This is a genomic window from Nostoc sp., assembly GCF_036919595.1.
In the GTDB taxonomy this organism is placed as follows: domain Bacteria; phylum Cyanobacteriota; class Cyanobacteriia; order Cyanobacteriales; family Nostocaceae; genus Nostoc.
Genome location: NZ_JBALCO010000164.1, coordinates 1 through 7930, shown reverse-complemented (window position 1 = coordinate 7930; position 7930 = coordinate 1). Strand labels below are relative to the sequence as shown.

The 7930-nt window shown below is 40.6% G+C and carries 5 protein-coding genes and 1 pseudogene; 3 read left to right on the top strand and 3 right to left on the bottom strand.

Annotated features, from left to right (window positions below; all coding sequences use genetic code 11):
* Nucleotides 1–491 precede the first annotated feature (491 nt).
* Complete coding sequence (locus tag V7K21_RS25485) at nt 492–797, bottom strand: hypothetical protein (protein WP_298909598.1); 306 nt, start codon at nt 795–797, stop codon at nt 492–494.
* Between the two features lie 395 nt (nt 798–1192).
* Nucleotides 1193–1336 (bottom strand): annotated as a pseudogene (locus V7K21_RS25480) (adenylate/guanylate cyclase domain-containing protein); the annotation flags it as partial.
* Nucleotides 1337–1601: 265 nt separating this feature from the next.
* Between V7K21_RS25480 and aroA the strand changes: the two are divergent.
* The 3 genes from aroA to V7K21_RS25465 all read left to right on the top strand — a co-directional run bounded on the left by aroA (nt 1602) and on the right by V7K21_RS25465 (nt 5835).
* Complete coding sequence (gene aroA, locus V7K21_RS25475) at nt 1602–2882, top strand: 3-phosphoshikimate 1-carboxyvinyltransferase (RefSeq protein ID WP_335178162.1); 1281 nt, start codon at nt 1602–1604, stop codon at nt 2880–2882.
* A 590-nt stretch (nt 2883–3472) separates the two neighbouring features.
* Nucleotides 3473–4018 carry a PEP-CTERM sorting domain-containing protein gene (locus tag V7K21_RS25470; RefSeq protein ID WP_335178160.1) on the top strand — a complete coding sequence of 182 codons (546 nt, stop codon included), beginning with the start codon at nt 3473–3475 and terminating at the stop codon, nt 4016–4018.
* 227 nt (nt 4019–4245) lie between these two features.
* Complete coding sequence (locus V7K21_RS25465; RefSeq protein WP_335178158.1) at nt 4246–5835, top strand: alkaline phosphatase D family protein; 1590 nt, start codon at nt 4246–4248, stop codon at nt 5833–5835.
* A gap of 160 nt (nt 5836–5995) precedes the next feature.
* Here the strand turns inward: V7K21_RS25465 and V7K21_RS25460 are convergent, their stop codons facing one another.
* Complete coding sequence (locus V7K21_RS25460; protein ID WP_335178156.1) at nt 5996–7678, bottom strand: DUF262 domain-containing protein; 1683 nt, start codon at nt 7676–7678, stop codon at nt 5996–5998.
* Nucleotides 7679–7930: the final 252 nt, after the last annotated feature.

Below are 7930 nucleotides of genomic sequence, written 5' to 3'. Positions count from 1 at the left end.
GACCAACGAAAATTTTTTGAGTTGCATTTAGCTGCTGATTTTCAGGTACAACTCTTAATTTACCCGTTTTTAGGCTTAACCGAAAAGTATTGAGTGCGTAGGCGTAGCCCGCCGCAGGCATCGCTCAATAATAAACCTTGCAGTGTAGAAACATTAGACTGCAACGTTTTCACCAATAACCTTAGCTCGACTTTATCCATTTTTTTCGCAACAGGCTCACTATCGCTAAAACCTTTGTAGGACAGTAGTTTTACTTTTTTAACTTCATTGATAATCTGTGACGGGGAAAAAGTATTTGCCAAAAAGCCAGGGTTTTGGCCGGATAAAGAAAACTGAGTTCTTAATTTTGGATAAAGTCGAGCTTAGAGAATATTTTATAAATATTTAAAGCTGACATCGAGTGTCAGCAACTCTTCTTTGGGCGCAGTAGTCCAAATAAAAATCCCTGCCACAGTGGACAAGGATAGGAATTTTTAGCTAAAGCTTGTCTGCTAACTAACAAAATCTTTATGGGCAGCGACAAGCATCTGAGCCTGCCTTAAAACGTTTCCAAATAAATAAATAGGAATCTGCCAAGCAGCAACTGTAACTTCTTTGACTATATCCTGTACACTAATTGCTATTAATTCATGCTCTGGTGGCTCTCCTTCAACTGTACCAGACCAAGTAAAAGCTAATAAGAAATCATCGTCTCCAGGCAAGGAGCCAATCAAACATTCTTCTGGTGTGGGCTGGCAAATAATTCCATGATCATTTGCAAGTTCTACTAATCTTTGAAAGTTGTTTAGGTTCGTCATCTGTCTTTTGGATGTAATTTAATCTCAGTTTGAGAAGAAATCATATTTTTATCTCCATAACTCAAGTTAGTTCCTCTATCCCATAAATTACGAATTATTAATTATTTGGTCAGAGTTAGAGTTATTTAGAGTTTGATCAGGCTTAAGTTCAAGATATTACCGCGATCGCCTGGTTCTATCAGCAACAATTGCTACTATTTTAAAAAAAGTTAAACTATTTACTTTTTCAGTTGACCGTATTTACATACACCTTCCTTCGTTACCATTTCAATATTGATGCCCTATTGAAGCCTTAATTCTCACTTAGACTGACGGAGTGCATTGAGAATTGCATAGACGCCTAGCCGTGAGGGAGTCGCAGTCTTCTCCCTATAGCCCTTCTATTAAAAAAGATGTTGTAGTTGTCCAGCAATTTGGAGGTCAATATTGGTATCTTTCCAGGTATTTTCGGAAATTAAAATCTGTCCTCCTACGGTATAAGACTCAATTCTGGTAGCTAAATTAACATGAATGCCAATAACTGTATATTGAGCGCATTTTGAGAACCAACATTTCTAAAAATATAGGAATGGTTTAATCCATTTCATATTGATAATGCCTGGGTTCTAAATTAGTCAGGTGAATAAATAAAGTATTTCCAAAAGCAAGATCAGATTTGACTTTTCAACTAGGAACTATTGGGCATGGGGCATTGGGCAATAATCAATAGTTCTTCTTCCCCTGCCTCCCTGTCCTCCCTGCTCCTTTTGGTCACAATATGGCAATATATAAAGTTGTAGCTAACCGCCTACGTAGAGGTTTAACGTGGATACCATTGCAATTCCTGCTTTAAATCGGCCAGTGGATGCCACGGTAGAAATTCCCGGTTCTAAAAGTCTTACCAATCGGGCGTTGCTTGTTTCTGCTTTGGCACAAGGTGACTCCATTTTAGAAAATGCCTTATTTAGTAAAGACAGCGAGTATTTTGCCAAATGCTTAGAGCAATTGGGCATTCCGATTACTTTGAATCCTCATCAGGCACAGATCCAAGTGGCGGGAAGAGGAGGCGATATTCCAGCTAAACAAGCAGATTTATTTGTGGGTTTGGCAGGCACAGCAGCACGGTTTATCTCGGCGTTGGTGGCATTGGGGAACGGCGAATATCGCCTAGATGGCGTTCCCCGGATGCGAGAACGACCGATGGGTGACATGCTGACGGTGCTGGAAGCGGGCGGAGCAACCGTTAACTTTGAGGGAAATTCCGGGTTTATGCCCTATACCCTCTATAGTCGGCAATTCGCTGGCGGAAATTTTCGCTTGAAAGCGAACCAAACAAGTCAGCAACTTTCAGCATTGCTAATGATTGCGCCTTATGCTCAACAAGATACTAGCATTGAGGTTGAGGGGACATTAGTTTCTCAATCTTACATCAAAATGACCTGTCGTCTGATGGAAGATTTTGGCGTAGAGGTGATTCAAATCGGCGATAATCAATTTCAGATTAAAGCGGGTCAACGTTACCAAGCTCGACATTACACAGTAGAACCTGATGCGTCAAATGCTTCTTACTTTTTTGCCGCCGCCGCCGTCACGGGTGGACGGGTACGCGTCAAATATTTGACCAAACAATCGTGTCAGGGTGATATTCTGTGGCTAAATGTTTTAGAACAGATGGGTTGCCAAATTAAAGATTCGGATGATTACACGGAAGTGACGGGGCCGAAGCAATTGCAAGGCATCGACATTGATATGAATGATATATCAGATTTAGTGCAAACATTAGGAGCGATCGCCCCCTTTGCCAGTTCACCTGTTACCATCCGCAATGTGGAACATATTCGATATAAGGAAACCGATCGAATTCGAGCTGTTGTCACAGAGTTGCGTCGGCTAGGAGTTGAGGTTGAAGAATTTGCAGATAGACTGAAAATTGAGCCTGGCCCGATTACCCCAGCGGCGATTGAAACCTATCACGATCATCGGATGGCGATGGCTTTTGCTGTCACTGGGTTGAAGGTTCCAGGAATTGTAATTAAAGATCCTGGCTGTACAGCGAAAACCTTTCCAGATTACTTTACCCGATTCTTCCAAATGTTAGAACAATAAGAGATTAACCAGTATTCTCGTAGGGGAGCCAGTGCGTTGCGGAGGTTCCCGATGCTCGATGACTCGCTAACGCTGCGCTATCCGTTGTAGCAACTGGCGTTGTGTTATGCCGTAGGCTAACGCACCAACTCTTTTTACCTTTCGGATCAGCGCTACCAACCTTCAAGGATAGGGCTGAAACTCTATGTGTAACAATAACTTCAAAATTTTTAACATAAATATCTTATACCGATTACCTGTGAGGTTGCATAGAACGATTTGCTCAAGTCCCAAGCTTGGCAAAGTCTGATTATTATTCAGTTTCACAAATAATTAGTATTAGTTATTGATTAAGTTTTTCATTGGAAAATTGAAATTTGATTTGATTTTACCTCTAATTAAAGTTTGCTTAAACTCATGATTATAAAATAGGGTGACTCCAAATAATTGGAGACTTATTGATTTTTCCGAAAAAGGTAAAAAGCATTAATTTTTATCACTGATTAGAACAGTGATGAATAGCCATTTGGAAATAAGTAAGTTAGAAACAAACTATTTCTATACCTTGCAGTGTGCATTGCTTACAGAAGTTTATGGTGAGGAAAATTGAGATGAAATTGGTTCCACGATTAGTGCTTGCTGCTACTTTAACTTTAAGTTTTGCTACTGTAAATGCAAAATATGTATCTGCTGCAATTATTAATTACGCTTTCACAGTTGATAGTCCCGTCACAAAGGGAAATGGCTTTTTTAGCTTTGATGACTCAACTTTCAGTGATGAAGATAATCCTGTAGCTACCATTAAGTCACTCTCATTCCAATTTAACGGTGACTCTACTGTTTATACTGAAAAAGATGATACCAAATATCCAGAATTTCCCCTGGTATTTCCAACTACGTTCTTAACCGGACAATCTTTAGCATTAGATTATCTGTTCAACGATAAATCTAATCCTTCCAGTTCTATAAGTTACGAAATAATTGGTAATGATTTTACAATTTTCTCTAGAACTTCTCCAGATGCTAAACCGATATCAGGTAAAGTTTCGTATACACAAATACCTGAACCTACGCCCTTAATTGGCACTCTCTTTGCTTGTAGTCTGGGCTGGATGATGAAGAGAAAAGTAACATCAATGAAAAAGGTTAAAATCTAACCTTGGTTAAGTTGATATTAATGCTTTCTTTGCCAAGGATTAATCTCTTGCTAATATGCTTTGATGTGGCAAAACAACATCTAAGACATTGATGCCAGAAGAAAAAATTGGGAATTAAAACCTGATTTAGGTAAGGGAGTTAGTTACTAAGTTTGCCTAAGGCCACCCTGCCTTCTTCGTGTTAGCTGTTGCTGCGTTTTAACTTACCTGTTAGTCAGGAGTAGAGAATGGTAGATTACCGGAATTTTGAGCAGTTCCTACACAGTCGAATCAAGCGACGCAATTTAATTATCGGGGCAGGAGCATTGTCTGGTTTGGCGATCGCTAACCAATTTTCTGATCAAAGAGCAATCGCTAGAAGCAGATTTTCTAATTATCCTTTCACTTTGGGTGTAGCGTCGGGTGATCCCTATCCTAACAGCGTAGTGATCTGGACTCGTCTAGCTCCCGAACCCTTAAACGGAGGTGGAATGCTACCTGCTAATGTGCCAATTCGCTGGGAAGTGGCAACTGATCCCGATATGAGGCGCATTGTCTCCAGAGGTACGGTACTGGCAACTCCACAACTAGCTCACTCAGTTCGAGTTGTGGTAGAGGGACTGCAATCTGATACTTGGTACTGGTATCGGTTTCTTGTCGGCCAAGAAGCTAGCCCCATTGGTCGCACTCGTACAGCTCCTCTAGCAGGTGGCTACTTAAATAAATTAAACTTTGCCCTTGTCTCCTGTCAGCACTATGAGCAGGGATACTATACTGCCTACAAATATATTGCCCAGGACGACCTCGACTTGGTAGTACATGTTGGCGACTACATCTATGAAGGAGGAATTTCAAAGAATCGCCCCAGACAGCATAACAGTGCAGAAATTGTGACTTTAGAAGATTACCGCAACCGTCACGCCCTCTATAAAACCGATTCCAATCTGCAAGCAGCTCATGCAGCGTTTCCCTGGATTGTTACCTGGGATGACCATGAGGTGGAAAACAACTACGCCAACGACATCTCAGAAATTGATACTGAACCAGACCAGAATCGGGCAATCTTCCTCCAGCGGCGGGCTGCTGCCTATCAGGCTTACTACGAACATATGCCACTGCGCCCCTTCTCGCGTCCCGTTGGCCCCGATATGCAACTTTTCCGTCGGCTTTCCTTTGGTAACTTAGCCACCTTCCATGTTCTAGATACCCGCCAATATCGCACCGATCAGCCATGTGGTGATGGCACTAAAGAACGTTGCCCAGAAAATTTAGATCCGAATGCAACGATTACTGGCAAGCGTCAGGAAAATTGGCTATATGATGGTCTAAATAGCTCACAGGCTAAGTGGAACGTTTTGGCCCAGCAAGTTGTAGTTGCTCAGATAGACATGAAACCAGGGGAAGGCGGAACCTACAGTATGGATAAATGGGATGGTTATGTGGCTTCCCGCGATCGCCTCATGCGTTTCTTAGAACAGCGCAAACCATCTAATCCAATCGTCTTATCAGGCGATATCCATTCCAATTGGGCAATGAATTTAAAGGCTGACTTTAACAATCCAGAATCTGCTACAGTCGGGAGTGAATTCGTCTGTACTTCAATAACTTCCGGTGGAGATGGGGCAGACAGCAGCCCAGCAGTTGAAGCTTACTTACCCGATAATCCACACATTAAGTTCTTCAACGGTCAACGGGGGTATGTTCGCTGTGCGCTGACTCCCACAACCTGCAAGACAGATTATCTAGTTTTATCAAACGTCACAACTCCATTTGGCACGATTAGTAAGCGGGCTTCATTTGTGGTTGAAGATGGTCGTCCCGGAATACAACAAGTCTAATCGTTTAATTCCCAGGTATTGACACCAGATAATCACAGATGGATACAGATAAATCATTAGTGTTTATCTGTATCCATCTGTGTTTTCATTTTCAGAAAATTGACTTTTGCAAGTCGATGCTTTCTAGCGTTAACTCAATCGATAAGATTAGCGATCGCACTTACAGCCGCCATATTTTTCTCAGGCTTTGCAAAGAATCTTCTTGTCGCTGCTCAATAACTGCTGGAGTCCATTCAGATTGCTGTAAAACTTGGGTTGTCAGAACAAAAGGCACGATACTTGTATTGTTAAGAAAATACTTCTTTTTCTTTTTATCAAAATCGTAATTTTGCGCCTCAGCATTCTTCTTTCGAGAGAGCAACGTCAAATTACCTATACGATGCACATACTGAATACGCTCCTCATCATTCGGGAACCATTCAAGCCATATACTCCCTTCACTGGGATTTTGAGGAAGAACATGCTCAACCGTAATAACTGGATATTCATAAGTCGCTTCCCCTTGAGAAAGTGTAGAGTCAAGGCGCAGAAGAACATATTGTCTAATTCGCTTGATCAGATATAAATCTCCATCAAGCGTTTTAATAATTCGATTGATTTCTTGAGGAGTTAGCTGTAAAGGTGACTCAAGTGCATATAAATCGACATTTTCTTCAATAGCAGCAAGAAGTTTAGCATATCGTCCGATCCTGTCGTTAATATCTGCCCGCAAAATGAATAAGCCTGCTGCTAATCGCTCAATATCAGTAAAAAACTGTTTTAATTTCTCAGGAGCGTGGCTATTTTTAGAAAAATAGAGAATTGCTGGCGGAATCCAATCAAAGTTGTCTATTTGGTTCAACCATCGAAGCAAAGAATTAATCGTTTCTGCATCTTTATCACTTCGGTAATTTGCTGTATTTATAATTTCTAAAGCATCAGAATAAGGCTTTAATACTTCCTCAATAAATTTCTGTGGCTCTATCTTAGGCAATATATCTTCGCGAAATTCCTTAAGAGTTGTCTTACGCGGTTTAGCCTTACGATCAATCATGCGGATATGGGCAAATAGTTCTTGAAACTTCTCTCGACCTAAATCTTCTTCTTCAGTTTCCCAGATTTTTGTGTATTTTTCCTGTTGAGATGGAGGAATTGAGCCAATAACCTCTGATTTAAGGAAATCACTGAGCGAGAGATCTAAACCACGCGCATTGAGAATAGAAAATATGCGATAAGCTGAGTCAAGATCAGGCGTGGAAACAACTACTAAGAAACAGCACGTCATTAAATAGTGACTAAAACGACTTCGCTGTTGCTCAGAAAGTTGACCTAATTGCTCAAGGAAATAACTTGCATTGGCTTTAATGTTTTTTTGACTATCGCTTAACTGGAAAGTATCAAGTTTACAAAGTTTATCTAACCCATTTTCGCATTGTACATAGTAACGAAAAAAATCTTCATCTCTTTCTCGTAACTTAAGGCGATAACAATCGTATGTTCCTTCAAACTCATCGCCTTCTTGATAAATATATTTTGTAAGTCTTGATGCATTCTTTTCACTGAATAAACTTCGTAAAACAGATAAAAGAATTGTAATCGTCGTCAGACGTTGCTGACCATCCACTACATCTGCTTTAGGAGCATCTTCACTCTTAATCAGAACTATACTTCCTAAAAAATAAGGGTTGGCATCAGTTACAGCTTCTGAACCATCCCCTAAAAAAGACAATAAATCAGTTAACAACTCACTTGCTTGGTCTTTTGTCCATGCATAAGGACGCTGATAAGCCGGTATGGAAAACGCGAAGTCGTTATTAAAAACCTTTAATAGTGCTTTCTCTGTGGCGTGAATGGCTACTGGCATAAAATTTCAAGTACTCCCTGAGTATAATCTGATGCAAATTTTCCTAATTATATGCAGTTTAACTCACTCATTATTGCGATCGCCAGACTGATATCAGGAGTAGTGTTATCGCCTTTACTTGACACTTATCTCATGTCTGGCGAATTACTTGTAATTCCGTAACTGCCTAGCTAGTAGTAATAGAGGAAAGGAAAACAGAGACATTACCTTCTAAAGCATCAGTAATAACTTCGAGGAGATTAAGACCATGCT